This is a genomic window from Bacillus sp. EB106-07-01-XG149 (assembly GCF_058791555.1).
The window spans coordinates 274,559-300,295 of sequence record NZ_JBYTDP010000001.1; the positions used below are offsets into that span (position 1 = coordinate 274,559).

Annotated in this window: 29 protein-coding genes and 3 pseudogenes; 24 read left to right on the forward strand and 8 right to left on the reverse strand. The window is 31.7% G+C overall.

Annotated features, from left to right (window positions below; genetic code table 11):
• Positions 1-306 precede the first annotated feature (306 nt).
• Together AC3WTA_RS01420 and AC3WTA_RS01425 are read right to left on the reverse strand one after the other, a co-directional pair.
• A complete protein-coding gene (locus tag AC3WTA_RS01420) occupies positions 307-1,779 on the reverse strand; it encodes a sensor histidine kinase (protein WP_001080057.1) in 1,473 nt (490 codons plus the stop codon).
• Entirely contained in the window at positions 1,772-2,437 is a 666-nt protein-coding gene (locus AC3WTA_RS01425) for a response regulator transcription factor (protein WP_000800743.1), read from the reverse strand. Before AC3WTA_RS01425 ends, AC3WTA_RS01420 begins: the two co-directional genes overlap by 8 nt.
• 447 nt (positions 2,438-2,884) lie before the next feature.
• Here AC3WTA_RS01425 and AC3WTA_RS01430 point away from each other — a divergent pair, with 447 nt between their 5' ends.
• The 8 genes from AC3WTA_RS01430 (at position 2,885) to AC3WTA_RS01465 (ending at position 9,145) form a co-directional block, all read left to right on the forward strand.
• Positions 2,885-3,577: an HAD family hydrolase gene (locus tag AC3WTA_RS01430; protein WP_000540707.1), complete on the forward strand. Its 693-nt coding sequence runs from the start codon at positions 2,885-2,887 to the stop codon at positions 3,575-3,577.
• Positions 3,578-3,748: 171 nt separating this feature from the next.
• On the forward strand, positions 3,749-4,120 hold the full coding sequence (locus tag AC3WTA_RS01435; RefSeq protein ID WP_000403433.1) for a DUF4180 domain-containing protein: 372 nt from the start codon (positions 3,749-3,751) through the stop codon (positions 4,118-4,120).
• Between the two features lie 84 nt (positions 4,121-4,204).
• Positions 4,205-4,729 (forward strand): MepB family protein, encoded by a 525-nt coding sequence (locus AC3WTA_RS01440; protein WP_078183525.1) that lies wholly within the window; start codon positions 4,205-4,207, stop codon positions 4,727-4,729.
• 138 nt (positions 4,730-4,867) lie between these two features.
• On the forward strand, positions 4,868-5,635 hold the full coding sequence (locus AC3WTA_RS01445) for an arylamine N-acetyltransferase family protein (RefSeq protein ID WP_000202759.1): 768 nt from the start codon (positions 4,868-4,870) through the stop codon (positions 5,633-5,635).
• A 153-nt stretch (positions 5,636-5,788) separates the two neighbouring features.
• On the forward strand, positions 5,789-6,442 hold the full coding sequence (locus AC3WTA_RS01450; RefSeq protein ID WP_000022224.1) for a YdeI/OmpD-associated family protein: 654 nt from the start codon (positions 5,789-5,791) through the stop codon (positions 6,440-6,442).
• A gap of 126 nt (positions 6,443-6,568) precedes the next feature.
• A complete protein-coding gene (locus AC3WTA_RS01455) occupies positions 6,569-7,684 on the forward strand; it encodes an NAD(P)/FAD-dependent oxidoreductase (RefSeq protein WP_000844362.1) in 1,116 nt (371 codons plus the stop codon).
• A gap of 426 nt (positions 7,685-8,110) precedes the next feature.
• Positions 8,111-8,779 (forward strand): DNA alkylation repair protein, encoded by a 669-nt coding sequence (locus tag AC3WTA_RS01460; RefSeq protein WP_001003171.1) that lies wholly within the window; start codon positions 8,111-8,113, stop codon positions 8,777-8,779.
• A 177-nt stretch (positions 8,780-8,956) separates the two neighbouring features.
• The gene (locus AC3WTA_RS01465) at positions 8,957-9,145 is read left to right on the forward strand and encodes a hypothetical protein (RefSeq protein WP_000170114.1); all 189 of its coding nucleotides are present in this window, start codon (positions 8,957-8,959) and stop codon (positions 9,143-9,145) included.
• A gap of 434 nt (positions 9,146-9,579) precedes the next feature.
• On the opposite strand, the gene AC3WTA_RS01470 is transcribed toward AC3WTA_RS01465, so the two are convergent.
• Together AC3WTA_RS01470 and AC3WTA_RS01475 are read right to left on the reverse strand one after the other, a co-directional pair.
• Complete coding sequence (locus AC3WTA_RS01470) at positions 9,580-10,029, reverse strand: NUDIX hydrolase (RefSeq protein WP_001202579.1); 450 nt, start codon at positions 10,027-10,029, stop codon at positions 9,580-9,582.
• 48 nt (positions 10,030-10,077) lie between these two features.
• Positions 10,078-10,335, reverse strand: coding sequence for a hypothetical protein (locus AC3WTA_RS01475; RefSeq protein ID WP_000996282.1), 258 nt, complete (start codon positions 10,333-10,335; stop codon positions 10,078-10,080).
• A 201-nt stretch (positions 10,336-10,536) separates the two neighbouring features.
• Between AC3WTA_RS01475 and AC3WTA_RS01480 the strand changes: the two genes are divergently transcribed.
• The 4 genes from AC3WTA_RS01480 (at position 10,537) to AC3WTA_RS01495 (ending at position 13,675) form a co-directional block, all read left to right on the forward strand.
• Positions 10,537-11,967 (forward strand): PQQ-dependent sugar dehydrogenase, encoded by a 1,431-nt coding sequence (locus tag AC3WTA_RS01480; protein ID WP_000186023.1) that lies wholly within the window; start codon positions 10,537-10,539, stop codon positions 11,965-11,967.
• Positions 11,968-12,041: 74 nt separating this feature from the next.
• On the forward strand, positions 12,042-12,614 hold the full coding sequence (locus AC3WTA_RS01485; RefSeq protein ID WP_001015346.1) for a YybS family protein: 573 nt from the start codon (positions 12,042-12,044) through the stop codon (positions 12,612-12,614).
• Between the two features lie 39 nt (positions 12,615-12,653).
• Positions 12,654-13,217, forward strand: a complete 564-nt coding sequence (locus tag AC3WTA_RS01490) for a GNAT family N-acetyltransferase (RefSeq protein ID WP_000282955.1) — start codon at positions 12,654-12,656, stop codon at positions 13,215-13,217.
• A gap of 77 nt (positions 13,218-13,294) precedes the next feature.
• Complete coding sequence (locus AC3WTA_RS01495; RefSeq protein WP_001048941.1) at positions 13,295-13,675, forward strand: nucleotide excision repair endonuclease; 381 nt, start codon at positions 13,295-13,297, stop codon at positions 13,673-13,675.
• Positions 13,676-13,729: 54 nt separating this feature from the next.
• Here AC3WTA_RS01495 and AC3WTA_RS01500 read toward each other — a convergent pair whose 3' ends face one another.
• Complete coding sequence (locus AC3WTA_RS01500) at positions 13,730-13,936, reverse strand: hypothetical protein (protein ID WP_000267714.1); 207 nt, start codon at positions 13,934-13,936, stop codon at positions 13,730-13,732.
• Between the two features lie 132 nt (positions 13,937-14,068).
• Here AC3WTA_RS01500 and AC3WTA_RS01505 point away from each other — a divergent pair, with 132 nt between their 5' ends.
• The 5 genes and pseudogenes from AC3WTA_RS01505 to AC3WTA_RS01525 form a co-directional block, all read left to right on the forward strand.
• Entirely contained in the window at positions 14,069-14,848 is a 780-nt protein-coding gene (locus tag AC3WTA_RS01505) for an undecaprenyl-diphosphate phosphatase (protein ID WP_001104283.1), read from the forward strand.
• Between the two features lie 62 nt (positions 14,849-14,910).
• Complete coding sequence (locus AC3WTA_RS01510) at positions 14,911-16,233, forward strand: NAD(P)-binding protein (protein WP_000482020.1); 1,323 nt, start codon at positions 14,911-14,913, stop codon at positions 16,231-16,233.
• Between the two features lie 63 nt (positions 16,234-16,296).
• On the forward strand, positions 16,297-16,824 hold the full coding sequence (locus AC3WTA_RS01515) for a GNAT family N-acetyltransferase (RefSeq protein ID WP_000708345.1): 528 nt from the start codon (positions 16,297-16,299) through the stop codon (positions 16,822-16,824).
• 16 nt (positions 16,825-16,840) lie between these two features.
• Positions 16,841-17,362 (forward strand): YfiT family bacillithiol transferase, encoded by a 522-nt coding sequence (locus tag AC3WTA_RS01520; RefSeq protein WP_000999066.1) that lies wholly within the window; start codon positions 16,841-16,843, stop codon positions 17,360-17,362.
• A 1-nt stretch (position 17,363) separates the two neighbouring features.
• A pseudogene (locus tag AC3WTA_RS01525) lies at positions 17,364-17,837 on the forward strand (GNAT family N-acetyltransferase); the annotation flags it as partial.
• Positions 17,838-17,958: 121 nt separating this feature from the next.
• Here AC3WTA_RS01525 and AC3WTA_RS01530 read toward each other — a convergent pair.
• Positions 17,959-18,336 carry a PH domain-containing protein gene (locus AC3WTA_RS01530; protein ID WP_000522465.1) on the reverse strand — a complete coding sequence of 126 codons (378 nt, stop codon included), beginning with the start codon at positions 18,334-18,336 and terminating at the stop codon, positions 17,959-17,961.
• A gap of 179 nt (positions 18,337-18,515) precedes the next feature.
• On the opposite strand from AC3WTA_RS01530, the gene AC3WTA_RS01535 reads away from it, so the two are divergent.
• The 6 genes from AC3WTA_RS01535 (at position 18,516) to AC3WTA_RS01560 (ending at position 22,984) form a co-directional block, all read left to right on the forward strand.
• A complete protein-coding gene (locus AC3WTA_RS01535) occupies positions 18,516-19,367 on the forward strand; it encodes a patatin-like phospholipase family protein (protein WP_000789272.1) in 852 nt (283 codons plus the stop codon).
• A 12-nt stretch (positions 19,368-19,379) separates the two neighbouring features.
• Complete coding sequence (locus AC3WTA_RS01540; RefSeq protein ID WP_000924180.1) at positions 19,380-19,751, forward strand: YxiJ-like family protein; 372 nt, start codon at positions 19,380-19,382, stop codon at positions 19,749-19,751.
• Positions 19,752-20,019: 268 nt separating this feature from the next.
• Positions 20,020-20,385: a hypothetical protein gene (locus AC3WTA_RS01545; protein WP_000432668.1), complete on the forward strand. Its 366-nt coding sequence runs from the start codon at positions 20,020-20,022 to the stop codon at positions 20,383-20,385.
• Positions 20,386-20,464: 79 nt separating this feature from the next.
• Positions 20,465-21,661 carry an alpha/beta hydrolase gene (locus tag AC3WTA_RS01550; RefSeq protein ID WP_098828252.1) on the forward strand — a complete coding sequence of 399 codons (1,197 nt, stop codon included), beginning with the start codon at positions 20,465-20,467 and terminating at the stop codon, positions 21,659-21,661.
• Between the two features lie 21 nt (positions 21,662-21,682).
• The gene (locus tag AC3WTA_RS01555; protein ID WP_001070912.1) at positions 21,683-22,090 is read left to right on the forward strand and encodes a DnaJ family domain-containing protein; all 408 of its coding nucleotides are present in this window, start codon (positions 21,683-21,685) and stop codon (positions 22,088-22,090) included.
• Between the two features lie 78 nt (positions 22,091-22,168).
• The gene (locus AC3WTA_RS01560; protein WP_000799782.1) at positions 22,169-22,984 is read left to right on the forward strand and encodes a YwqG family protein; all 816 of its coding nucleotides are present in this window, start codon (positions 22,169-22,171) and stop codon (positions 22,982-22,984) included.
• A gap of 713 nt (positions 22,985-23,697) precedes the next feature.
• On the opposite strand, the pseudogene AC3WTA_RS01565 reads toward AC3WTA_RS01560, so the two are convergent.
• Both AC3WTA_RS01565 and AC3WTA_RS01570 read right to left on the reverse strand, forming a co-directional pair.
• Positions 23,698-23,892 (reverse strand): annotated as a pseudogene (locus AC3WTA_RS01565) (RidA family protein); the annotation flags it as partial.
• Positions 23,893-24,546, reverse strand: a pseudogene (locus AC3WTA_RS01570) (hypothetical protein); the annotation flags it as partial.
• A gap of 169 nt (positions 24,547-24,715) precedes the next feature.
• On the opposite strand from AC3WTA_RS01570, the gene AC3WTA_RS01575 reads away from it, so the two are divergent.
• Entirely contained in the window at positions 24,716-25,678 is a 963-nt protein-coding gene (locus AC3WTA_RS01575) for an MBL fold metallo-hydrolase (RefSeq protein ID WP_078183534.1), read from the forward strand.
• Positions 25,679-25,737: the final 59 nt, after the last annotated feature.

Here is a 25,737-nt window from a genome sequence, read left to right on the forward strand (position 1 = left end):
GATACGGCGGAATTTATCAAAGAAAATGCTTCGTTCTACCAAATTTTCTTTACGATTAAATGCTTGATATTGCGATTGTAGGGGAAGATGAAAGGTTTTTAGGCATTCTTACCCACGCGAGAGTGAGTGAACTACTACAAGAAGCGTGGGGAGATAGGTACACACTAACCCTTGGGACAATGGAACATGAAGGTGCTCTACAACAGTTAACAAAAGCAATCTACAAATATACAACAATTAAAATTTAGTAATTATTGAACCCTAATAAGTTTATACTTACTACAAAAAACAAACAAACTCGTCCCACTAAGAGGGGAGTTTGTTTGTTTTTTGTTTTGATAATGGAATTTTCATGCAAAATTCCACACTATGTTCCATATTTTTTATAGAATACTTTATATTTAGCGTTTCAAGAATTTGTTTAACAATATATAGCCCCAAACCACTTCCGCCAGTATTTCGATTCCTTGATTTTTCAATTCGATAAAATGGTTTGAAAATTTGTTGTATATCTTCATCTTTAATATTGATACCTGTATTTATAATTTGCATTTTAATTTGATCTTGTTTAGAGTCCTTACTTAACTTTATATAGACTTTTTCATTATGTGGTGAATACATAACTGCATTATGGATAATATTTTTACATGCTTTTTCAAAAAGTACACGATCTGTATAAACAGAAAGGTCAGAGTCAATTTCTTTTATTATTTGGATGCTTTTTTGAGAAGCGAAAAATTCGAGATCTTTTGTGATTGTACCTATTAACTTTGAAAGATTAACTTCTTCTATTTTTAGTTTAAAAGTGTGTTGTTCTAACTTTGACATACTTAAAATTTCACGAACTAATTGTTCCATACTTTCAATAATTTGATGATTTTTCTTTAAATATTGATCACGATTTTGATAAGGACCAATATTGTATATCATCCCTTCTAAGTATCCTTTCATTACAGTAAGAGGGGACTTTAATTCATGTGCTACAATCGCAAAAAACTCTCTGCGTTTTGTTTCTATTTCTCTTTCTTTTTCAATATCATTTTTTAATTGTTCATTTGCTTTTTTTAAATCAAACATAGCTTGTTGTAAGTTAATAGACATGTCATTCAAACTATTAGATAATTCTCCTAACTCATCTGTGGAGCGAACCTCAATTTTTTCGGAGAAATCTAAATTTGCCATCTTTTGTGCACCCTCATTAATATAAATAAGTGGCTTTGTAATAAACCTGGAATAGAAATAAGCACTCCCTATACCAATTACGATCACAATGATACTAATATAGGGGAGAAAGCGCGCTAATACTTGCGAAGCTTCATCAATCGGTTGAAATGTTGCGAACACTACAAGCGTTAAACTACCATCTTGGAATTGAATTGGTTCCGTAACATTATATGAATTGCTAATGGTACCTGCATTCTCAAATCGTGCTGCTTTAGTAACTACTGTTGTTTGTGTACCACTTTGAATAAAAGAAAATGAAGGCGAGTAAATAATTATTCCTTCTTTATTTTGAAGCGAAAGCATCGCGTTATTTTTTTTTGCGTATTCATCAAAAAGTGGTATCGCATCTTGAAACGTAAGATCTTTGGATTTATCAATTATTTCTTTTATCCCTGTTTGAAGTTGATCTGTTTTGTATTGCTCATAAAACGTAGGGAGAAAGAAATATAAAGTTAAATAAATCAACACTGCAAAGGATAACAAAATGAGAGATGTAGTCATAAAGAGTTTATAAGTAATTTGCTTCATCTTCATGATTTTTACAATTCTATTCATCAATTTTATAACCAATACCCTTTATTGTTTTAATATAGGGGATAGCTAGTTTTTTACGTAGATTTTTAATATGTGTATCTATTATTCGTGTTTCTCCAAAATAATCGTATCCCCAAACTTTTTCTACGATATTTTCTCTTGTAAGTACTTTTCTTTCATTTTGAAATAGTAGTTGTAGAATTTCGAACTCTTTTGTCGTTAACAAAATTTCAACATCATTTACATATACTCTATATGCATCAACATCAATGCGCACTTCTTTAAATACCAAATAATTATTTACATTTTTATCATAACTTCTTCTAAGTACAGCTTCGACTCGTCTAATCAAAACATGAAACGAAAAGGGTTTTGTTATATAATCATCAATCCCAAGATCGAACCCTTTCATTTGATCTTCCTCTTCTTCTAACGCAGTTAGCATAATAATTGGTATGTTTGACTGACTTCGAATCATTTTAGCAACTTCAAATCCATTAAGATTGGGCATCATTACATCTAGAAGAACTAAATCAAAGGATTGCTTATTAAATTGTGTCATACCCTCTAGTCCATCTGAAGCAACTACCACTGTATACTGTTGTGTCATTAAAAATTGTTTAATTAATTCCTGAATTTCTTGATCGTCCTCAACCACGAGGATATGATAGTTTTTCATAATATCACCTCTGGTAGTCATTATAGCCGTACTATCTGTAGTTTATGTGGAGATACAGTAGGAAACTTCATAGGACGTTTAACGTATTAACTCCATTTTCAAGATTGTGTATTCTCCATAAAAAAGTATTATTACCCATATTCCTTTTTTATGGAGAAATATTTGTCTGCTTGAAAAAACTTATCATATAAAAAGCTGAACGATTAATATTTTTAAAAAAACAATGTATAATAATGTAAATTGTATGTAGTTTTTTTTAACTGTTTGAAAATATACTTTCGATACTTTACTAGAAGGAGAAAGGGAGATGAATTTAAATATAAAAGAAGCCAGCGAAATTCTAGAGCGTACGCCACAAAATTTTTAGTTTTTTTGCTAATTTAGTAAAGGCCTAAGGTGCGAACAAGGGATTATTAAATCATGTGAGAAAGGTTGTGAAATTATTTGATGGGTTATAAAGCGATGCTGTTTGATTTAGATGATACGTTACTTGATAGGGATAAGGCAGTAGATAAATTGTTTTTATTTGTTTTAGAAAAGTGTTATGAGGATGTTAGTGATACAGTCAAAAACAATATGTTACAGAAATTCAAAGAATACGATAAAAGGGAATACGGCATTAGTGATAAAACGATAGTTTTAGAATCATTATTTAATGAATTCGCGCCGAAATATAGATTGCCACACAATTATATCCAAGATTTTTGGAATGAAAATTTCCCTAAATGTTTTTCAATAGACCAAAATACTATTCATTTCTTAAATCATATAAAGAGGCACTTTAAAATTGGAATTATAACAAATGGCTCAACGCATAGACAAAAAGCTAAAATAATTAACACGAATTTAAACAATTACTTTGATACTATCATTATCTCTGAAGAAGTGGGACTTAGTAAACCTGATAAACGTATATTCGAACTAGCATTAAACAAGCTAAATGTACAACCAGAAAATACTTTATTTGTTGGGGATGACTTAGAAAAGGATATTGCTGGTTGTCAAAATGCAAATATAAAGGGCGTATGGTTTAACCCTCAGATAATCAAGAACACTGCCGAAATACAACCGTATGCCGAGATTAATACTTTGGATAGTTTGTTGAGTTATGTTAAACCACAATATTTTTATAACAAGTAAAACCAATCTCGATATTTAATAATTTCATTGACCGTATTAGTACTATAAATAATCTATATTTGAAATAAAAAGAGGCTATTTTGTTCGCTGTATCTAATTTGAACTATGATTAAAATGAAGAGCTGCGATACAAATTTACTCATACTGTGTAAGTAATAAAGGGGTGGGACTATGGAAATAAAGAAATTAGTTATCGATGGAATAAATATTGCGGTCATAAAAAATGATAAAGTACTAATATCCGATGTTCAAACTGCGTTGGATCTTATGGCAACAGTTCAATATGAAGTAGATGCGAAACATATTATTATCGACAAATCATTAATAAGTGAAAAGTTCTTTGACTTAAAAACACGCCTTGCGGGTGATATTCTTCAAAAGTTTATAAACTACAAGGTAAAGATTGCTATTATTGGAGATTTCTCTATGTATACGAGTAAAAGCTTAAAGGATTTTATTTATGAATGTAATAAAGGGAAAGACATTTTTTACTTAGCAACTGAACAACAAGCAATTGAAAAACTAAGTACATTGAAGCATTAATAATACCATAGTAAAATCTCCCTCTTTTTCATGTCGCTTATTATTTACAACATATAAGAACTGATGTTTGTGGTAAACTAAGAGATGAATAAAGGGGGAGTTTTCTTGTACAATTTTAATGATACAATCCGAAATTTAAACAATTTAGTTTACAAACCTAACAATTTAATGCTTACGAATCTAAAAGAAGAAAAGCAAAACGCAGAATATGTAGGATGTTTATTTCACTTAAATAACAAAACTATCCGTTTTAGAGTATCAAAAATTACGCCTAATAAAATTGGTCAATTTGTTTCTTTTTGGGAGAAAGATGACAATATGCAAAATCAAGCTTTTTCTTATAACGCTGCTCCTGAACTATTAGTTATCACTTGTATAAATGATAATAAACTAGGGCAATTTATTTTCCCTAAAGAAATTCTTCTTAAAGAAAAAATATTAAAAACGCAAAGTCAAAAAGGGAAGATGGCTATGAGAGTTTATCCAATTTGGGATACCCCTGTTAGCAACCAAGCTAAAAAGAGCCAAATATGGCAACTTCAATATTTTGTTGATTTAAGCGATCATAATAATTTACCTATAGATAAACTATTAAATTTGTATTTGTAGCTTCTTTTTTTAAGTAATCTTGTGAGTTAGACTTTTTGTACCGGTACAGTTAAACGAAATGTACATTGTTTCAGTACCCCATCAAATTTACAATTAGCATATACTATAGTAACTTATAAAATTTAAGGGGTGCTGCCTATGACAAGTCTACAACATAAGCTTTTTACAAGATTGAAGCTTGCAAACCGTGCTGAAATGAAGTTTGAAGAATTAAATACAATTCTCTTTGCATTTGCGCACACTATACCATTTGAGAATTTAGATGTTATAGCACGTAATGCAAATACAATTACTATGGAAAATTTACAGAATAAAATTTCAACTACATCCCGCGGCGGACTTTGTTATGAATTAAATACTCTTTTTTACTACTTTTTAAAAGATTGTGGTTATGATGTACAACTTGCCCTTGGTACTGTATATAAAAATGATATAAACGCATGGGCGCTTGAGGATGGACATATAACGATTATTTTAAATTATGCTAACGAACGATACTTAATTGATGTAGGTATTGCTTCATTAGTACCTCTAGTCCCTGTACCTTTTACTGGCAAGTCTGTTTCTTCTAAAAATGGTACGTATCGAGTGAGACGAAAAGATACGAGTAAAGGGAATTACGTTCTAGAAAGAAAAGATATTAACGGTGAGTGGAAAGTTTGCCATGCTTTTTATAATCGTATGATTGATGAGGCAGTAGTGAATGATGTTCAAAAAAGAGTAATAGAAGATGAGAAATCTATTTTCAATAAAGGACCCATTGCGGTCAAATTAACAGACTCTGGCCATGTCTCTTTAACGAATACAAGTTTAACTGAAATGATTCATGGTGAAAAAACGAAACGTGAAATTACAGAAGATCAATATATAGAGCTTTTATATACTTTATTTGCAATTGAGTTATGATAAAACAACTAGCCGGTTCTTATTCAGAACCGGCTATTATATTAATTTTGATTTAAAATAACTATTAAAGTTTAATTTTCTTAATAGATATAATACACTAGAACGGTATGAAAAAGTATGTACAATGAATTTTGAATGTAAAGGAAGATTTTCATGTCAATTATTGATAAATTGAAACTTAATAAGTATACAAATATGGTCGTAATTCATGAACCTAGTGATTATGACATTTTTACAGGGAAAGAAACTGCATTTTCAAAAGAACACGATGCTATTTTTATTTTTGTAGAAACACTTGATGAGATGGTGAAACAAACGAATTATATTATTAATAATGAAGAATTACTAATTGAAAAAGGCTACATATTCTTCGCATATCCGAAAAAAGGTAATTCTCGTTACAGTACGTTTATTCACCGTGATGAGATGTTTCCTGCATTAAGCGTTGGCGAAGATGGGTATGTAGGACAGAGTGATATTAAATTTGCACGAATGGTAAGTATGGACGATGTCTTTACTGTTGTAGGCTTAAAGCGTGAAAAGAAAAAAGAGAAGAAAACGCCTACTATGAGTCAATGTGTTGCCGATTATGCAGATCGTATTAAAGATGTTGAAGCATTATTGGCTAATCATCCAAATGAACTTACGTTTTATCAAAGTTTAACACCTGGATATCAAAAAGATTGGGCACGTAATTTGTTTTCTGTAAAACAAGAAAAAACACGCGATAAACGTCTTGAGAAAATGATTGAAATCCTTTCACAAGGCTATAAAACAATTGAATTATTCCGTAAGAAGAAACAATAACGATAAGGAAAGTCACAATGATGCAACAATTAATTACACTTAGCACATTGAAAAAAGAATTCCTTTCAGTATACTAAAGTATGTTCTTATATTTAAATAATTAGCAAAAGAGAAAAGGTGTTTGAAATGAAATCGTATATTGTAGTTGGAGCTGGGATTTTAGGAGCGTCTACTGCTTATCATCTTGCTAAAGCAGGTGCGAACGTTACTATCGTGGATCGCCAACAATTAGGTCAAGCAACTGATGCAGCGGCTGGTATTGTATGTCCTTGGCTTTCACAGCGTCGTAATAAAGCATGGTATAAAATCGTTAAAGGCGGTGCACGTTACTATTCTTCGTTAATCCAACAATTAGAAGAAGACGGTGAAACGGATACAGGTTACAACCGTGTAGGTGCAATTAGTTTACATACTGACGAGAAAAAACTAGATCAAATGGAAGAACGCGCTTATAAACGACGTGAAGATGCACCAGAGATTGGAGAAATTACACGTTTATCAGCTGAAGAAACGAAAAAATTATTCCCAGCATTATCAGAAGAATACAGTTCTGTTCATATTAGTGGCGCTGCACGAGTAAACGGAAGATCATTACGTAACGCATTAATAAGTGCTGCGAAAAAACATGGTGCTACGTTTATAAAAGGAGATGCTATATTAGTTCGTGAAGGGAATCGTATTACTGGAGTTACAGTAAACGACGAAACAATTGTAGCAGAAAAGGTAATTGTAACTGCAGGCGCATGGGCGAATGAAATCTTGAATCCATTAGGAATTAATTTCTTAGTTACATTCCAAAAAGGACAAATTGTTCATTTACAAATTGAAAATACAGCAACAGAAAATATGCCAGTTGTTATGCCGCCAAACGATCAATACATTTTAACATTTGACAATGGTCATGTCGTAATTGGAGCTACCCATGAAAACGAAACTGGCTTCGATCATCGTGTAACAGCAGGTGGTTTACATGAAGTATTTCATAAAGCATTAACAGTTGCGCCTGGTTTAGAAGATGGTACTATGCTTGAAACGAGAGTTGGATTTAGACCATTTACACCAGGATTCTTACCTGTTATTGGACCACTGCCTAACTTTGAAGGTATTCTCATTGCGAACGGATTAGGTGCTTCAGGTTTAACTGCCGGTCCATATTTAGGGTCAGAGTTAGCTAAACTAGCACTCGGACAAACAATTGAATTAGATTTAAACGATTATGACGTTGCGGGTGCAATTGAATAATAAAAAAGATTAGGATTCGCTCCTAATCTTTTTTATTTGGGGTAGCACGACATACCCATCAAGCTAATATTTTTAATTACTCCCATAAAAAAATTATGCATCGTTGACTACAGATAAGATGGTTATGTTAATTGAAGACAATTGATTTTAATCGCGAAATTTATATAAAAAAGATAAAATGGAAGAGTCTTTGAAATATTTAGATGAAAAAGTGGGCGAGATAATATAATTGGGTACAGCCGAGATACGTGTAAAAATAGGTCATAGACTTATATTTATTTCCATATATAAAATCAGCTTTTTCTTAATTATTAGGGGGCACCATACATCGTCATCAAATTAAGGAGACGATTTTCCCGAAAAATGGAAAAACGTTTGCAATAAGACTTATAATGAAACAGTGCTTTAATAAAGGAGTTGTATAAAATGAATGAAAAAAAAGATACAGAAATAAAACGCTCTTCAAAAGCAGAAAACATTCTATCTCAGATCAATAGTAAAACTAAGCTAGGCGACTTACGAAAAATCGCGAAGGACATTAAAAAAGATCACGAACTAGCTATGGAACTTTGGTCAACCGAAGAGTTTTTGCCCAGGCTATTAGCAATCTTAATTATGGACAAAAAACTTCTTTCACAAGATGTGCTAAATAAGCTTGATAAGGATATGCAGACTCACACTTTTGATGAGCGAAATAACTTAATGGATTGGTTAATGGCTAATCAGCTCACCAAAGACAAGCAGAAAATTGCATTGATGGAGTCATGGGAAAATAGTCCTTCTGCTCTTCAAAGGCGAGCTTTTTGGTATTATCAAGGGCGATTGAGATGGACTGGACAAACACCGCCTAATAACACCGCAGACTTGCTATCTACATTAGAAGCTAATATTACGCAGGAAGAACCGGAAGTTCAATGGGCTATGAACTTCACCGCAGGCTGGATAGGCGTTTATGATGAAAAGAATCGTGCACGTTGTATTAAACTTGGTGAGAAAACAGGTCTTTACAAAGATGTAATAGTAGCAAAAGGATGTACTCCCAGCTATTTGCCAGATTTCATTACGATTGAAGTTAACAAACGACATAATGATTAAGTTACCTTTGAATAATTTATTAGGGTTTAATGCAAAAAAATAAAGGAATTTAATGCCTCGATAATTGTATTATTTCTATAATACTATGCATCTCAATAATGTATAGTATTATAGAAATAAGTAATATAAAAAGAGATTGAATGACACATATTAATCATTAAGAAAGGGACGATCACAATGACGAAAGTATCTTATAGTGGTTTAAAATACGGGAAAAGTGATGTGGAAATAAAATTATTGGTGGATATACAAAATGATTGGTTTGAGGTAACACATACCAAGGAAGTGTCTCAAGTAATAAATAAATCAACAGGGAAATATATTATAGTAAATCGAAATACCTTGAAATGTGAGTTTGTTTCATAATACAAAGAAACTGTGAAACAACTAAATTTTAAACAACTGACTATATCAGTCTCTTTATAGTTTGATCAGATAACAATATTCTATATGAAAATAGCGAAATAGAATATTGTTTTCGCAAAATACTGGTAAGATGATTTTTATACATAAACAATGTCCGCTAATGATGTGTTATGTTAACCTCATATGAATATGATATACGTATTACATTTTATCTATATTAGGGTAAGGGCAACTGTCATACAATGTAGATAGCATCATGAATTATAGGGGAGATGAAAATGAAAAAAATTTATAGTTAGTTATTTAGTATGTCTCATATTTTTTCTATACTTACACCTAATTGGGAATTAGAAAAATTAAAAACCTTGCTGCATATGAAGTGTAGCAAAGTTTTTGAAGGTGTTTAATTCTTATTTAACTAACGGCTTTGTTAGCTAATACTGTAATTGTTTTAATAACCTCTTGTTTAATTCCCACAACGCTGTTTTGTTACTATCCCATTTCAACAGCATTACTGCTTCTTCAAAGCATAACCATTTATAATTGAAGTGTTCTTTGGATAATGAAATATTTTTTGTAGGAACTTTAACTCCAAAAGAAAACTCTTTTATTACATAAACATCTTCTCCCCAAAGAAACTCCCCAACTACGTCCTCTACAGGTAGTGAAGACACAGAATCTAATTTTATATAGGGATATTTTCTTAAAATACCAGCCTCTTCAAATGATTCCCGTTTTGCTGATTCAATTGGAGTCTCACCATCTTCTCCACCACCAGCTATTCCTTGCCAATAACCATAATCACTTCGGTTAAAAATAGCATATTGAATAGAATCATCAGTTATTATATAAGGAAATATTAATACTTGATATGGCGCTCTCATTGCATAACCTCTTCCCGAAAATAAGCTTTAAATAAACATGAATAATTGTTAATTATTATATGGAGTGGGTGTTCTTTTGAATAAAAACACAACTGATAAAATAAAGATTACGGCCTTCAAACTCCCCCAATATGGATAAACAACATGATCTGTTAAACTAGCATATTGAAAAATATTTTCTATACCGAAAATGCCTATTATGACTGCTAAGAGAAAAGTGGCTTTTCCAATAGTACTATTACGATAGAGGGTAAATAAGTATATTGCACATATAAGTGGTACGATGATTTGTAGTAAGATTGCCATGGATTGTCCCCCTAATTTATATTTTCTACTTATATTATACCGATAAATGTAATAAAAAGGAATATAAGTTAATTGATGCTAAGCAGAAAACAGACTTGTACGAACAGAGATATTACGACTTCACATCTATAGTTTTAATACTAATTGAACTACTCTAATCATATTCTTCCATTAAAAAGAATAAAAGGGGTGTAAAGTTAATTGACAAACGTTAAGGTTCGTTTACGGCCCATCGTTCATAACATAAATTTACCAACTGTAATAAAAACAACTAGACTTCCAGGTGAATCGACCGAAAGACTATTTATCGCAACCCAATTAGGAGAGGTTTTTTACATAGGAGACGGAGATATAAAGACATTTTTAAATATTCGTCACCGAATTATTAAATTAGGCACATTTGAAGAAGGTGTTTCTAGTAGCGGTTATGATGAACGCGGGTTGCTCGGACTGGCGTTTCATCCGCAATTTAATCATAACGGCTTATTTTATCTTCATTATTCAGTAGCCGGCACTCAAGGACCAGGTGCGCTTTCAGAACAATTTAAACCGAATCCTTGTGACCCGAAAACTTTAAATTTAAAGTGGACAAATAGAGATACTCAATATGATCATATTGATACAGTTGAAGAATGGATTTTACAATCAAATGGTAAACTTCAAAAACGAAGAACTTTACTTAATATAAGAAGACCATTTTTTAATCATAACGGCGTAAATAGCTTAAACTTTTCACCTGAGACTGGAAAACTTGTTTTTACTAATGGAGATGGCGGTTCGGGCTATGATCCATTTAATTTAAGCCAGGATGATTTAGAAGTAGCGGGTAAAATAATTGAAATCGATGTAAGTAAAAATACATTCATAAACAATCCTCCAGTAGTTACACGTTTTAATGAACTTCCTCTATCTATTCAAGAAACTCTTACAGTAATTGCAAAAGGCGTACGTAATATAACAGGTATTTCATTTCAAAGGTTTTATAATCAATATATCAAATATGCCGGAAACGTCGGGCAAGATATAGTAGAGTCTATTTTTTCATTTGTTCAATACAAACCAATACCAGTTACCGAACTTGTTCAAACCCATTTAATGAGAGATACTCCCGAGCAATATGAATTTATTAATTTTGGCTGGAGAGGGTGGGAAGGAGAATTACCTACTTCTTTTATAAGGCACTGTTCTGAGAATCCTACTTTAGACGAGAGAACAATGGCTTATTATAATGAAACAATAGAAACAACCGCGAAGCGTATCCAGCCTCTAATCAGTTATTTTCATAAAGATTCCAGACCAGATAAATTTGGAGGAACTTCACTTACAGGAGTTCAACCATATATGGGAACTGCAATCCCTAGTTTAACGGGTAGTATCGTGTTTACTGATCTTGCTAAGAAAGAAGAATCTCAGTCTCCAGTAAAGGGTGCGTTAGCTTATTCTAGAGCTGATACGCATGGTAAAAATACTGACTTTCATGTTATTGAAACCCATTATGATTTCGGTGAGCAGGCAGCTTATTATATGAGTTTAGGAACAAATTTAGATCAGACTAGATTATATTTAGGAGTTTACGGTTCTATGAAAGTAACTGACTTTAACAAAGGTACTATTTTTGAAATCGTTCCTTAATATGATACACACTCTCAGAATCATTCATTATATAATCGTCCATTGCATAATTAGATATCTTTAGGGGGATTTTGATGAATCACTTTAGCAACTATTGGTATCAACTGATGATCGCGCATGATGCGAATTTTGTTCATAAAAGAAAGAGGACGCCAGCAAAGAGGTTAGTCATTACAGCGTTACTCGGTTCACTTGCTGCTATTTTTCAATCTGCCGGGAACTTAATCCCTGGTATCGGCTTATTTATTAGTCCTTTTGCGACGCTGCCTATATTTTTCGCTATTTGTTATTCTACTCGCACGGGAATACTTTCTTACATTCTTACTATTCTCCTATTATTTATTATTGAGCCAAGCGAACTAATTGTCTTTCCTTTTACTACAGGTTTATTAGGTATAGTGTTAGGAGTATCCTTTATACAATTCAAGAGAAGGATTTGGATTGTTTCCTTTTCGGCGATATGTTTACTTATAGGAATTATGGTCGTTCTTGATATCTTTCGATTTCCTGTATTAGGTCCTACTGTTCATACAACTTTGGATATAAAAATTATTCTATCAATATTTATTTTGAGCTTTCTATACTGCTGGATCTATGCAGGCATTTGTAGAATAATGTTGAATAGAGTATATAAAGTATGGTCTTAACAATTTCTCATATATTTTTAAAGATTGGAGATTTAAGTCGTGTATAACGTTAAAGTTAGAAGGCCAAATTCGGATGATTTAGATGAACTAAATATGTTTTTTCGTCTTGTTATTACTGATACATTTAAAAATGAAGGGTTATCACAGTTATTAGATGACTTAGAAAATGAAATTAAAACGAAAAAACAGTATTTGAAAAATGATTTGGAGAGTAACGGAGAAAATTGTTACTTTTTATTAGCAGTTGATACAAGTAACGATAAAATCATTGGAACAATTGAAATCGGTCCAGCGAGTACATTGATTAATAGTTGTACAGGTGGTGTATTTAAAGATTTATATGAAATAGGAACAGTATTTGTACTACCTGAATATCAACGAAATGGCATAGGCAAGTTATTACTTAATGCAATGTATATTACGTTACTTAGCAGAGGAATAACTGAATACTGTTTAGACAGTGGATACAAAAAAGCACAAAGTATATGGACGAATAAGTTTGGAGAGCCTAGTTATGTATTAAAGGATTATTGGGGAGAATCAAGTGATCATATGATTTGGAAGAAGAGTTTACATGATACTCCTATAATATTTGAATTATAAAATGAAATATGCCTCTGAACGTAGCTTTTCTTACATATGTATGCTATTATTTATCTTTATAATAAAAGAGGACGTGAATGAACTTGATTAAAATTAATATTCCTGAAGCTGATGTTTCAATTACTGAACGTAAACAAGTTATTAAAGGAGACGAGCCAATAATTACTCCAATTAACGGTTTTATCGATTTCCACTTGTTCCCTAGAGATAAAGGCGGCATTTTTATGTTTTACAATATTAATGACGAACTTCTTTTCGTAGGTAAAGCTCGTAAAATTAGACAACGTATTAAAAAGCATTTTGAAGACAATGTTTCACCAATTAAAAATCACCGTGATGAAGTATACCGCATTGATGCATGTATCGTAGAAGATCCAACAGAAAGAGAAATTTACGAAACATATATCATTAATGAATACAAAGCAAAATATAACGTTGATAAAGTGTTCTATAAATAAGTAACAAAAAAAAACAATCCTAGCGCATATACTGGGATTGTTTTTTATTTAAATTTAGTCTTCATATTTTTCTCCTTTTTTTAAATGATTAGCAACAACAAAACAGCATACACCTATACATATAAGTACAATGCCAATTGATTTATGCTTTCCCTCAAAGAAAGGAATATCAGAAATAACATTTGTCATACATAACCCTATAAACACAAGGATAGGTCCTGCCCACAGTAATACATTACCGAATTTCGTATGTTGCCACATAGTAACCCTCCTCACTTATTTTTACATATATATCCATAAAATGAAAGTAAATTCATAGAGAAATATAGTTTTTTTCATATCGAAAATTCAACCTTCATATATTGGTACAAGCAAATGAGAAAGGGGACCATCATGAATTGGTTAGAAGCTTTTATATTAGGGATCATACAAGGTTTAACAGAGTTTTTACCGATAAGTAGTACAGGTCATCTTTATTTAGGAAGGCATTTGTTTCAATTAGATGAAGCAGGATTGTTTTTAGATACGATGCTGCACATTGGAACTTTGCTTGCAGTGTTTATTTATTACAAAAAAGAATTTATATATTTAATTAAAAATCCATTTTCAAAACTAATGCTACTACTTATTGTTGGGACGATACCCGCAGTTGTAATTGGATTGTTATTCAAAGACTTTTTTGAGGATATTTCAAAAACAGGTATTACGATTGGTTGGGAGTTTTTAGTGACAGGTTTATTTCTATATATGGCCGATAAACAAAAAAATGGTCGTAAAAAAATGGATGACATTACATATAAAGATGCATTAATTATCGGTTCCTTTCAAGCGGCTGCTATTTTTCCAGCAATTTCTCGTTCTGGTATGACAATCGTTGCTGCATTATGGAGGAAGTTAGACCGGGAAACTGCTGCTTACTTTTCTTTTTTATTATCAACACCAGCCATTGTTGGCGCTATCATTTTGCAATTAGCAGATGTTTATCAAGGGAAAGCAGAATCTATTTCTAGTACATCTTTAATTGTTGGAACGTTATCAGCGGCGTTTTTCGGTTATATAGCCGTTTCATGGATGATTCAATATTTAAAACGTCACTCATTAAAAGTATTCGCGTATTACGTATGGGGATTAGGTATTTTAATATTAACGTTGCAATTTACTCATGTGTTTTAATTTAGTAACAGATACTGTTTCATTCATACAAGGCAGGGTCTTTTTTCATTAAGGGGGAAAATATGTTTAATAAGGCTATCGTTATTGGCGGAAGTATAGCAGGGAAATTCGCAGCAAAAGCATTATCATCTACTTTTAAAGAAGTAATCATTATAGAAGCTGGTGAAAGCTGGGATGGAAAGTCTTCAAGAAAAAGAGTTCCACAAAGTAATCATCCTCATGTGTTATTGAAAGGTGGAGAAAAAGCGATTGAGGAATTGTTTCCTAATAGCACTAATGAATTAATTGAAGCGGGTAGTATCATAAATAACTTTACTCGTGACTTAAAATGGCATCAATTTGGTTTATGGAAACAACCATTCATAGGAGAAGTACATATGATTCAACAAAGTAGGTTTTTGCTTGAATGGCATATTCAAAAACGAATTGATGATATTTCAAATGTTACCACTAAATTTGGAACATTAGTTGATGGTTTATTAGTAGATGGAAAGCTTAACAAAGTATGTGGAGTAAAAGCTAAATGCTTAGAGACGGGCACGCAAGAAGAAATTCAAGCAGAGATTGTTGTTGATGCGAGTGGATTTGGTTCAAAAAGTATAGCTTGGTTACGTGAATACAATATTGAAGTGCAAGAAGAGAAAGTGCGTATTGATTTATTTTACGCAACTAGAATGTTTAAACTTAAAGAAAATGAGAAATTAGACTGCTGTAATATGCTAATGTCTCCAAGCTTCCCTGACAATCCTTATGGCGTACTTATTCAAACGATTGAGGATAATCGTTATTTTGTTACTTTCAGCGGATATGCAAATGAGAAAGCACCACAAACAGATGATGAATTTTATAATTTTGCTGAAAACCTATCAATTTCTAATGTGACAGATTTTCTAAATAAAGCTGAGGCAATTTCAAATATCAAAACGTACAAAATTCCATATCAAGTACGTAGGCGATTTGATTTAGTGAATCATCTACCCGAAAGATTGTTAGTAGTTGGGGATGCACATTGTCGTTTCGATCCTGTTTTCGGTCAAGGCGTTTCAGTTGCAGCTATGGAAGCTCACCAATTGCAGTTACTTTTACAAAGGAAACAAAAGCTTGATAAAGCATTTACAAAGCAGTTTTATAAAGAGACTGCTCATATCATACAAACCCCTTGGGAAATGACTACAACGGAAATATCACGTCATCCTCAGCTAAAAAGAGAATTAACGATAAAGCAAAAATTTCAGCTATGGTATACGAAACAAATATATCAACTATCTGCAACTGACTCTGACGTTTATATTCGATTAGTAAGAGTGATGAATTTAATTCGTAATCCATTTCACCTATTTCATCCGAAAGTGCTACTTGCTGTATTACTGAAGCGAAAGAAATAGAAGGAAAATAGTTGATTAAAAAAGAATATATAACAGTTAGTAGATATAGAAGGAGTAGTTGAGATGAAAATATACATAGAACAATTAATGAAACACGATGCTAAAGATTTATTTACGTTTGAACTTACGAATAAATCTTTTTTTGAAACAATGGTACCAAATCGTGGCTCTCAATATTTTGATTTTGAATATTTTCAAAAGTTACTAGACGATTTATTAATAGAACAAGCGGATGGAGATTCTTATTTTTATTTAATTCGTAATGAAGAAAAAGAAATTGTAGGACGAATAAATTTAGTAGATATAGATACGGAAACTCGAAGCAGTTCATTAGGGTATCGAGTCGGAGAAAAGTTTACTAAAAAAGGGGTTGCAACAGCAGCTGTAAAATTAGTTTTAGACATAGCGAAAAATAATGAAATCACGGAAGTTCATGCTAAAACAACTACTAATAATCTCGCATCACAAATTATATTAGAAAAAAGCGGGTTTTCTTCTTATCAAGACGAAGCAGATACAAATTCTGTAGAATTAAACGGGGAACATGTGAAGTTTGTACATTATATATGGAGAAATACTTCGCGCTTATAATAAGGGGGACTTATACATGAATGATTTACGTTATCCAATTGGGCAATTTACATACAAACGTCCTATAACTGAAGAAATGATTGATACATGGATTCAAGAAATTGAAGATTTACCTAATGAACTAGCAAAAGCAATTAAAGATTTAGATCAGAAGCAGTTAGACACACCATATCGAGTTGGTGGATGGACGGTTCGTCAAGTAGTTCATCACGTTGTTGATAGCCATATGAATAGCTACATACGCTTTAAATTAGCACTAACAGAAAAGAATCCAACTATTAAACCATATAAAGAAGAGAAGTGGGCAGAACTACCTGATTCTAAATTACCAGTAGACGTTTCACTAGTAATGTTAGATTCGTTACATAAAAGATGGGTTAACCTTTTATATTCTCTAGAACTACAAGATTTAGAAAAGACATTTAACCATCCAGATACTGGTGAAACAAAACTTGCTGCTGCAATTGGACTATATGCATGGCATGGACGTCATCATACAGCGCATATAACTTCATTAAGAAAGCGACTAAATTGGTAACATGGAGATTACATTAGAGAAGGCGACAGAAAATGATGCAGCAGTATTATTTCAAATGCAAATAGACTCTTTTAGCCCTTTATTAAATAAATATAAAGACTATGAAACAAATCCAGCAAATGAATCTATTGAAAAAACTATTTTAAGGATAAATAATCCCGGCAGTAACTTTTATAAGATGATAATAGATTCGAACCTTGTTGGAGCGATATGTATATCCCAAATAGAAAGACCTTATAAACTTTGGATCAGTCCAATGTTCATTCATCCAATCTATCAAGGGAAAGGAATCGCTCAGAAGGTACTTATTTTAATTGAAGAGATGTTTCCAGAAACACGAAGCTTTGAACTTGCTACGATTTTAGAAGAAGAAAGAAATTGTTTTCTATACGAAAAGATGGGGTATAAAAGAACAGAAGTAATAAAGAAATTAAATGATAAAACTACACTTATTTATTACAAAAAAGAAAGGTAAAGCATTTGAAATACGCTTTACCTTTTTATGTTACTTTAGATTAAATATACAAAAACAATGAATATTCTTCCAAAATACTCGGGTTAGTAATTTTGATAATGAATAAACATACAGAAAGGCGTTATTTTGTCGTATATGTTACTAACGCTTTTTGAATGCTTAAAACACTATCGTCACCTTTAAATTCCTTCGTAATTGGCGTACTCAAACTAGATACCCAAATTTTAAGCTCAGCATCTAAATCAAAATGCCCAGCTGTTTCAATGCTAAATTGTGTAATACTTTTATAAGGAATAGAATGATACTCTGTTTTTTTACCTGATATCCCTTGTTTATCTACTAAAATAAGACGACGATTTGTAAATACGATTAAATCACGAATTAATTTATAAGCATGTTCAACTTTCTCATCGTCTAACATAATCTTCTCTAAATCACGTTCTACACTTTCTGTACTCGCATTTGATGCATTTCCTAAAATACCGCTAAATAAACCCATAGGAAATTCCTCCTCCGTTATTTGTGGATTGTGTTACTTATATTGTACCATGCTATTTACTAAGAAATTATGACATTACTTTAGTAGTTTCTGGTTATTATTGCAATTCATTTATATAACCTCATCTTAAAATCTTGTGCTAACATGTAAGTAAGAAAAAAGAAGCAGAGGGATATAGCATGAAAAATATAGGTTTAGTATTAGAGGGCGGAGGAATGAAAGGTCTATATACTGCAGGAGTACTCGAATATTTTATGGAAAAGAACTTATTCTTTCCGTATGTAGTTGGCGTATCCGCTGGTGCATGTATGGGCGCAACTTATTTATCACGTCAAAAAGGGAGGAATAAAAAAGTAAATACAGAGCTAGTGTCAGATCACCGATATATATCTTATCGAAATTTGATTCAAAAACGTGAATTATTCGGAATGGAATTTTTATTTGATGAAGTCCCTAATAAAGTTGTTCCATTTGATTTTCAAACTTTCTTAAACTCAAGTGAACAGTTTGTCATAGGAACGACTGATTGCGATTCGGGAAAAGCAGTTTATTACAATAAAATAGAACATGGAAATGATATTTTAAAAATCATTCGTGCATCAAGCTCTGTCCCGTTTATAGCACCTGCTGTAGAATATGATAATCGAAAATTGCTAGATGGAGGGATTATAGATCCTATACCGGTTTTAAAAGCCCAAACTGATGGTTATCAAAAGAACGTCGTGATTATGACAAAGCCAGAAGGATATGAGAAGCAGCGAAATAAATTATCCGGACTAGCTAAAATTTTATATAGAAAATATCCGAATATCGCAGAGTCTTTAGTAGAACATTATCGTTTCTATAATGAGACGATATCTTATATGAATCATATAGAACAAAAAGACAACTTTTATGTCATTCAGCCTAGCGTACAGCTTCCTATAAGTGGAATAGAAAGAAATAAAGAAAAACTTGTCAATTTATATAATCTTGGCTATACAGATGCTCAATATCATTATGAAAATTTATTACGTTGGATAGAGAAATAAAGGGGTGGAAAGTTGCTATTAGGTAAAATGGTTATTTTTAATGAATTGCAGAAAAAGCATAGTCCGCTGCATAAACCGTTTCCGTATCGTGCTACAGGAAAATTGCAACGAGACTTAAAAAGTAAATTTACAGATGATGACTGTATAAATGCTGATTTTAATCAGTATTGGATGCATAAAGCAGGTACTTTAAGTTCTGTACTAAATGGAAACGAACAGAACATTACGTTTCAGCAAATAAAGTGGTTAAGGAAATCGTTTTTTGAATGGTTTCCGCAATATCGTTCTATAGAAACAGAAATTGTGAAGTATCCCGTTTTGTATAGAGATTTCATGAATTATGAGAAAGCGCGAAAACTATTACTATATTATCTTACTGAATAAAAATTAAAACGTACAAGTTATGCTGCTTGTGCGTTTTTTGTTCATAAAAAAGACAATATTTATACCTTGCTTATATAGGAATTTTAATGTGCAGAAAGAAGTACTTATAGAATGAAGTAAGGGAGGAGAGGCATTTAGCGATTGTTTTCCTATAATGGATTGTCCAACTCGAATATCGTTAGTTATTTATGATAAAATATTTCGAGTGAAATCAAGTACTTATTATATCCAGTATTAAATAAGTTAAGCCAGGAGGAACAACAGTAAAATGGAAAACGTATCAAATATAGGTAAATCAGAATCAATAAAATCTTTACGATCGACTATTCGTAAACTTGAAAATGCACTATCACAAATGACTCAAAAAGGTGCAAATACTACATTAGTGAAAAAACGACTTAAAGCCGTTTGTGTAGGGTTAGCAGTACTAGAAAACGTTTGGAATCAAGAAAGTCACCAGTATAGTCAAGAAGAGTTAGCAGAAGCTCGTAATGTCCTTGTTGGTTTACTTCCATCAATTGAGAGGGCTTATGATAAGTCTAAAGTTGGTAGTCCGCAAAGAACACTTTTAACAAGACGGATAAAAGCATTGGAACTTTCTATTCAGGCAATTGATAAACTTTCTAATAAATAACTCATCTAAATACATATCATCCTAATCCTAATTTTTATAAAAGCAATCTAGTGAAAAGAAATACAAAGGAGGAAGATGGGTGACTTCAATAATTAGTCCTAAGTTAGAGGAGCTTAATAATCAATTAAAGAATGGAAATGAGACAGCTTTTTATACTTTTTTACATGAAATAAAGTCGAATAATACGCCACTAATAGAACAATGTCCTGTAGATAATAAGTATAAACTTATAACGTATATATGGTTAGGAGACCAAAAAACTGAAAATGTTTATGTATTCGGTAGTTTTCCTGGTTGGGATCTGTCTGTAAATCAATTAAAAAGGTTGTTACAGACAGATATATGGTATGAAACGTTTAGGACGGATAAGAGTTTTATTTCAACTTACTATTTTTCAGTAAACGATTTTTTCGAAAATGATTGGATAAAGCGTAGTGAACAGTACCAACTAGACCGATTTAATGGAAATACATTTGGAGAAGGCGCTAATAAAGCATCAGTGTTAAGTATAGGGATGGAAATACAGTATAGCAGTCGTTTTCCTTCAAACCATTATCTATCCGGAAAAATTGAAACATATTCTTTTCATAGTACGATTTTAAATAACACACGTAAAATTCATATTTATACGCCTCATGACTATTCTCACACTTCACACCTTCAAGAACTTCTCATTGTGTTTGATGGGAATTCATTCATTAATAACCTTTCAATCGCAAAAACACTTAATTATTTAATATACGAAAAAGAAATCCCATCTTGTATTGCTGTTGCAATAGATTCTGTTGATCGACTAGAAGAGCTAACTTATAACGATATAATGAATACATTTTTAACGGAGGAACTACTTCCGTGGATTAAAGCTAGGTATCACGTATATCAAGAAAAGAATCATACAACAATTGCTGGTTTCAGTCTTGGTGGCTTAGCAGCTTTTTATGCAGCGCTTCAAAATCCACATGTTTTCGGAAACGTGTTGTCAATGTCTGGATCCGTGCATTGGAAAAAGGATGGTTATGAAAATCAAATTCCTTGGATTGAAAATCAAATTTCATCTATAGATTTAAATGCGACTCAACCTCATTTTTATATTGCAGCAGGAGAACTTGAAAACAAACCTCTTTTAACGGCTAATAGACGCCTGTATAAAGCTTTAAAAGAAAAAGGATACCAAATTACTTATGAAGAGTTTCAAGGCGGACATGACGGTGTTTGGTGGCGAGAAAAGTTGTTTGATGGATTGAAAGCATTAAAACTTACAAAAACGACACCCTAAATTAAAAAGGAGAGAGAGTCTATGAATCAAGAAGAACTAGATAAAAAACTAAAAAAGCAAGAGATATTAGTAAAAGATGAGAAAGTTTGGTCCTTTACGTATGAGGACCATATTAGTTCTATCGTTAAAGAAGCAGAAAAGAAAGGGTCTTTTGATAATTTACCCGGTAAAGGGAAGCCTCTTAATCTTGATAATGATCTTTCTTACAATCCTGAAAAGCAACTGTATAGAACGCTAAAGAATAATCATGTTTTACCTAGGTGGATTGAGCTTTCAAAAGAAATTGATGATTTAAAAGAGAGACTAAAAGAAAATACAAATACTGCAGAAGCAGCTGATTTAATTCGAACTATTAATAAAAAAGTTTTAGAACATAATTTACTTTGTCCACCAAGTGCGCAAAAAACGAGGATGAAAACGGATATTTAACGATTTTCAATGCAGCTATCTCTTGCTATATAATTAAGTAAGGCATTTTCAATTCATTATTAAAGGGAGGCAAATGTAATGAAGAATACGTATCAACTTCAAATTCCGAAAGAACTAGAGCAGTATCGTAGTATTTTAGAAGAAAGTGTGAAGCCGTATATTAAAGTGTCTGGAGCGAAAGCAGAGACAACGCTTTTTGATAGTAAGTTTGGTGGTTATCCGTATTTACCTATAGATCAAGAGCATCCTAAAGATTCAAATGGACAACCTATGATGTTACTTGCGCAGTTAAACTTTGAAGAAATGCCGCATGTTGAATATATGCCTCAAAAGGGAATGTTACAGTTTTTCGTAAGTGCTGAAGATGAACTTTATGGAGCAGATTTTGATCATCCAACAATCCAAAAAGACTTTCGAATTATTTATCATTCTACAGTTATAGAAGATTTAAATAAGGTTATTACTGATTTTAGTTATTTAAACACTTCAGAATTAGAGGACTTTATCATACCTGAAGCAGCGAAATTAAAGTTTGAATTGGGTTATCAACCCGTAACATCAAGGGATTATCGATTTGAAAAGATGTTTAGCGAGGAAATTGATTGGGAAGAAATTGTTGATGAAGAAAATCATACAGAATTAGGCGAACTGTATGATGATTTATGTAAAGATCAAGGGCATAAAATTGGTGGTTATCCATTTTTCACACAGACAGATCCAAGGGAATGGGAAGTAAAATACCAGCAACATGACATGTTATTGTTGCAAATTGATACAGATGATTCATTAAATATTATGTGGGGAGATTCTGGTGTTGCTAATTTCTTTATAAAGAAAGAAGATTTATTAAATCTAGATTTTTCCAATGTTATTTACAATTGGGATTGTTATTAAAAATATATAAATGAAATACTAGCAAGCTAAAAAATCTTCCTAAAGGTGAGGGAGATTTTTTTATGTTAAAAATAAACGTTATGTTAACTAGAATAAAGAACAATGAGTGTAATGAAAGTCAAGCGTAAATAACAAAAACAACAACAAATAATGTAAAGTTGTAAAACGTGTGCAAATAGCAATAAATTCATTAAGTAAAACATAAAATAATATTACTAATTTATATTTTGTATAGAAATATTTTTTTGTATAAAAATTTCTTGCCAATCAAAAATGATTTTGATTCGATAATTCTTAACGGATTATTGATTTGAATTTGCTGTGATGGATTTATAACAAAAAGAATGATAAAAACTGTAGAAATTCGTTTAGGTACGATTTTATGTGAATCTCACTAAAAATCTCTGCTTCGTCTCATTAAGTATAGTTTACTTGGTTTTTGATACCTGTAATTGCTTTGGTTCTATAACTTCCTATAATATATATTATGTTAACTAGATAAAAGTAATAAACTTATTATATGTTAGTTTTTTCTTGTTAGGTTCCCCTTTGCACGGGGTTCATTCTGTGTGGTCAATTATGTAATGATTTGTTGTTGTTAATGATAACGTCTCTAGATATTAATGATATTATAGATAATAAAAAATACAATTCGTTTAAAATGAACGCAGTAAACGAATTGTATTGATATGATGACGAATAAGTTTTTAAAATTAGTTTGCTACAGCAATTGCTTCGATTTCGATTAATAAGTTATCGTTAATTAACTTTCTAACTTCTACAGCTGAACTGGCTGGTGGATTTTTAGTATCAATGTATTGATCTCGTATATCTCTAACAATGGCCATTTGAGAAATATCTGTTAAGAAAAATGTTAATTTTACTACATCATTAAATTGTAATTCTGAAATCACACCTTTTGTTATTAATTCTTCAGTTACTTTTGTATAGAAAAAGTGATACCACCAGATAAAAAACTCTTCATAAGTTATTTCTTTTGAGTATCTGCTGCTTACAAAATATCCTTTTAAAGATTTATCGTTTTCTTTAAACAATAAGACCAAATCTTTACTGATTGTGTTCGCAATTTCGTTAAGTATAGATAAGTCTGTTGATTTAAATACAGGAATAACAGGTTGTGAATTTTGATATAAGCCTAATTTTTCGTAAACTATATTTAAATGTAAATCTATTTGTCTATCTGCTGCTACGAAACCTTTTACTAATTGCTTTTTCTTATAATTAATATCAGTATTAGTGTTTTGAAAATATTCTTCAAATGTTTCGTTATCTGCTGTAATTAAATTTAATGTTGAATATCGAGAATTTCCATATAGACCAATTTGAACTTCTCCTAAATCTAAATACGTATTACCATACATCCCGAAAGCCTCTATATCTGTTAGTTCTTGTTCTTGAATTGCATAATAATATCGTTTCTTATTTCTTAAAGGTCGCTTCTTTTTTAAATAGTTTCCTTCAATGTAATTTATTTGTCCAAAATCTAATAACACTCCACTATACAGTAAAAGACTATAAGATTCTTTAGATAAATGATTAAATTAGTTTCATCTGCTGCTGTTTGATTTACATTTTATATATAAGAATAATGAATTTGACGAATTTATGAAATGTAATGCATTTAAGATGAAAGGTAATATAATTTCGTTTAAACTACAATTAGCTACAATAACAACATACGTATATTGTTAAACGTAAAAAGGAGAACGAATGAAAAAGAAATATATGAATCAAATTCATACTGATGTAAGTTTTAAACTGAAAGATATTATAGGTTTATTGAATGATTACTTTAAAATGAAAGCAAAGCTGCGTCCTGTAAAGAATTTACCTATTGTTTTATCAGATAAAAATAATAAGTCTTTAGAGAGTGTTTCATGGTTTGGGCACTCTGCTGCTCTTTTAAAAATAGAAGGTAAAACATTGTTATTAGACCCGATGTTTGGAGATGCCTCTTCCCCATTTCCTGTGTTTACTAGTAAACGTTATAGTGGTTCTTTTTCTATAGAACGTGAAGACCTTCAAGAAATTGATGCGATTATCATTTCTCATAATCACTATGACCATTTGAATTACAAGAGTATTATGCAGTTAAAAGATCGTACAAAGCACTTTTACGTTCCAACTGGAGTTGCGCAATATTTAATTAAATGGGGTGTTTCACCTAGCAAAATTAGTGAACATAATTGGTGGGACGAAATTGCGTTTGATAATATAAAGTTAGTTTGTGCACCTGCAAGGCATTTCTCTGGACGGAGTATGACCGATAGAGATTGTTCGTTATGGTGTTCATGGCTTATTCTTGGTCAAGAAACTAAAGTTTTCTTTAGTGGTGATAGCGGTTATGCTCCTCACTTTAAGGAAATTGGTGATAAGTACGGTCCGTTCGATCTTACTTTAATGGAATGTGGGCAATACGATACAAGGTGGTCTGCTATTCATATGTTGCCAGAAGAGACGGTACAAGCACATATTGACGTTAAAGGAGAACTACTTCTTCCGATTCATTGGGGTGCTTTTACATTATCATTACATGAATGGAGTGACCCTATTGAACGTGTGACAAAAGAAGCAAAGCGTTTAGGAGTTAATATTGCAACGCCACAAATGGGTGAATCTATTACGTTAAAATCTACAGACTATCCTTCATCAGCTTGGTGGAGGGAATTTTAACTATAAATAAAAAAGAGCGAACCCTTTTTTAAGGAATTCGCTCTTTTTCTGTATTTAAA

What these genes read in the sequence shown, in the direction of transcription:
- AC3WTA_RS01420 (WP_001080057.1), bottom strand. Translation starts at nt 1,779, where the DNA reads ATGAATAGAATTGTAAAAATCATGAAGATGAAGCAAATTACTTATAAA.
- AC3WTA_RS01425 (WP_000800743.1), bottom strand. Translation starts at nt 2,437, where the DNA reads ATGAAAAACTATCATATCCTCGTGGTTGAGGACGATCAAGAAATTCAG.
- AC3WTA_RS01430 (WP_000540707.1), top strand. Translation starts at nt 2,885, where the DNA reads ATGGGTTATAAAGCGATGCTGTTTGATTTAGATGATACGTTACTTGAT.
- AC3WTA_RS01435 (WP_000403433.1), top strand. Translation starts at nt 3,749, where the DNA reads ATGGAAATAAAGAAATTAGTTATCGATGGAATAAATATTGCGGTCATA.
- AC3WTA_RS01440 (WP_078183525.1), top strand. Translation starts at nt 4,205, where the DNA reads ATGAATAAAGGGGGAGTTTTCTTGTACAATTTTAATGATACAATCCGA.
- AC3WTA_RS01445 (WP_000202759.1), top strand. Translation starts at nt 4,868, where the DNA reads ATGACAAGTCTACAACATAAGCTTTTTACAAGATTGAAGCTTGCAAAC.
- AC3WTA_RS01450 (WP_000022224.1), top strand. Translation starts at nt 5,789, where the DNA reads ATGTCAATTATTGATAAATTGAAACTTAATAAGTATACAAATATGGTC.
- AC3WTA_RS01455 (WP_000844362.1), top strand. Translation starts at nt 6,569, where the DNA reads ATGAAATCGTATATTGTAGTTGGAGCTGGGATTTTAGGAGCGTCTACT.
- AC3WTA_RS01460 (WP_001003171.1), top strand. Translation starts at nt 8,111, where the DNA reads ATGAATGAAAAAAAAGATACAGAAATAAAACGCTCTTCAAAAGCAGAA.
- AC3WTA_RS01465 (WP_000170114.1), top strand. Translation starts at nt 8,957, where the DNA reads ATGACGAAAGTATCTTATAGTGGTTTAAAATACGGGAAAAGTGATGTG.
- AC3WTA_RS01470 (WP_001202579.1), bottom strand. Translation starts at nt 10,029, where the DNA reads ATGAGAGCGCCATATCAAGTATTAATATTTCCTTATATAATAACTGAT.
- AC3WTA_RS01475 (WP_000996282.1), bottom strand. Translation starts at nt 10,335, where the DNA reads ATGGCAATCTTACTACAAATCATCGTACCACTTATATGTGCAATATAC.
- AC3WTA_RS01485 (WP_001015346.1), top strand. Translation starts at nt 12,042, where the DNA reads ATGAATCACTTTAGCAACTATTGGTATCAACTGATGATCGCGCATGAT.
- AC3WTA_RS01495 (WP_001048941.1), top strand. Translation starts at nt 13,295, where the DNA reads ATGAACTTGATTAAAATTAATATTCCTGAAGCTGATGTTTCAATTACT.
- AC3WTA_RS01500 (WP_000267714.1), bottom strand. Translation starts at nt 13,936, where the DNA reads ATGTGGCAACATACGAAATTCGGTAATGTATTACTGTGGGCAGGACCT.
- AC3WTA_RS01505 (WP_001104283.1), top strand. Translation starts at nt 14,069, where the DNA reads ATGAATTGGTTAGAAGCTTTTATATTAGGGATCATACAAGGTTTAACA.
- AC3WTA_RS01510 (WP_000482020.1), top strand. Translation starts at nt 14,911, where the DNA reads ATGTTTAATAAGGCTATCGTTATTGGCGGAAGTATAGCAGGGAAATTC.
- AC3WTA_RS01515 (WP_000708345.1), top strand. Translation starts at nt 16,297, where the DNA reads ATGAAAATATACATAGAACAATTAATGAAACACGATGCTAAAGATTTA.
- AC3WTA_RS01520 (WP_000999066.1), top strand. Translation starts at nt 16,841, where the DNA reads ATGAATGATTTACGTTATCCAATTGGGCAATTTACATACAAACGTCCT.
- AC3WTA_RS01530 (WP_000522465.1), bottom strand. Translation starts at nt 18,336, where the DNA reads ATGGGTTTATTTAGCGGTATTTTAGGAAATGCATCAAATGCGAGTACA.
- AC3WTA_RS01535 (WP_000789272.1), top strand. Translation starts at nt 18,516, where the DNA reads ATGAAAAATATAGGTTTAGTATTAGAGGGCGGAGGAATGAAAGGTCTA.
- AC3WTA_RS01545 (WP_000432668.1), top strand. Translation starts at nt 20,020, where the DNA reads ATGGAAAACGTATCAAATATAGGTAAATCAGAATCAATAAAATCTTTA.
- AC3WTA_RS01555 (WP_001070912.1), top strand. Translation starts at nt 21,683, where the DNA reads ATGAATCAAGAAGAACTAGATAAAAAACTAAAAAAGCAAGAGATATTA.
- AC3WTA_RS01560 (WP_000799782.1), top strand. Translation starts at nt 22,169, where the DNA reads ATGAAGAATACGTATCAACTTCAAATTCCGAAAGAACTAGAGCAGTAT.
- AC3WTA_RS01575 (WP_078183534.1), top strand. Translation starts at nt 24,716, where the DNA reads ATGAAAAAGAAATATATGAATCAAATTCATACTGATGTAAGTTTTAAA.